This window comes from Vibrio sp. 1978, assembly GCF_033344345.1.
In genome coordinates this window covers 1-748 of record NZ_JAWPOP010000390.1, presented here as the reverse complement: position 1 = coordinate 748, position 748 = coordinate 1, and the positions used below count along the sequence as shown (strand labels likewise).

Below are 748 nucleotides of genomic sequence, written 5' to 3'. Positions count from 1 at the left end.
ACAAGTACCAAGAAGAGTACTTCGGAAGTGATGCGATCATGGTTGCTATCTTGTACCGCGCGAAAGTGGTCACGCCAAAAGAAGCGGCGAAAGTGATCTTCACGCCAGAGCAGCACATTGCCGAAAACACCATTACTCGTAAAGATGGTGCTGAGAGCAACCCTGCGTACGACAAATACCAACGCCACAGCTTGTTGCAAACCTTCACGGTACAAGAGAGCGGTGAAGATCTTTCTATCGTCGTTAACCACTTCAAATCGAAAGGTTCTGAATGTATTGAAGAGTGGATCGCTGGCGTAGAAGACTCGGAGCCTGCGGATCTGCAAGGCAACTGTAACAACTTCCGTGTTTCCGCTGCGCACGCAGTGGGTGAAGCGTTGAAAGACGTGAAAGGCGATGTGTTGCTGATGGGGGACCTCAATGCGTATGGCATGGAAGATCCACTACTGACACTGACTGATTACTCGAAAGAGAAATACGGACGTGATATCTACACAGCGGGTTACACCACAATCAACGGTGGTGAGTTGCAAGTTGAGCAAACGCAAATCAAACAAGGTTACGGCCTGAACAACCTTAATACCTTGCTGCATGGCACAGACACGTTCTCGTACACCTATTCTGGTGAGCTGGGCAATTTAGACCACGCCTTGGCAAGCAACAGTTTGGCGCAAAAAGTGGTAGCGATTGAAGATTGGCACATTAACTCACTAGAAAGTAATTTGTTTGAGTATGGCAGCAAATACAC

The 748-nt window shown here is 48.0% G+C and carries 1 pseudogene; it reads left to right on the top strand.

Going from position 1 to position 748, the window contains the following annotated elements:
* Positions 1-748, top strand: a pseudogene (locus R8N49_RS26800) (nuclease); the annotation flags it as partial.